This is a genomic window from Oceanospirillum sediminis (assembly GCF_014164585.1).
In the GTDB taxonomy this organism is placed as follows: Bacteria; Pseudomonadota; Gammaproteobacteria; order Pseudomonadales; family Halomonadaceae; genus Oceanospirillum; species Oceanospirillum sediminis.
The window spans coordinates 304-587 of sequence record NZ_JACJFM010000098.1; the positions used below are offsets into that span (position 1 = coordinate 304).

The window sequence follows — 284 nt, forward strand, 5'->3', positions numbered from 1 at the left end:
CAGGGTTGAATGATTCGCCTGATACCATGAATTTTGCCTTCATCTCCTGATAAGCACCAACAATAACGCGAGTTGCTGCATCATCACCACGAAATGACTTGTATTCCTCGCCATAGATTGAAGCTAACTCTTCCATGCTGGATGCGTTGCGAATCAATGCAACTGCATCTTTTGGAGATTTGCGAGCAGCATTACCGTCATCATCAGCCTGGGCAATACCAAACATTGCTGCGATGGAATATCTGCGAGCATACGTCATTGCGGAGCCATACCCCTGCGCATCT

At 47.2% G+C, this 284-nt stretch carries 1 protein-coding gene; it reads right to left on the minus strand.

Annotated features, from left to right (window positions below; all coding sequences use genetic code 11):
- Positions 1-259: ERF family protein (locus tag H4O21_RS24065; RefSeq protein ID WP_255487448.1), on the minus strand; the 259-nt coding region annotated here is incomplete at its 3' end.
- Positions 260-284 lie beyond the last annotated feature (25 nt).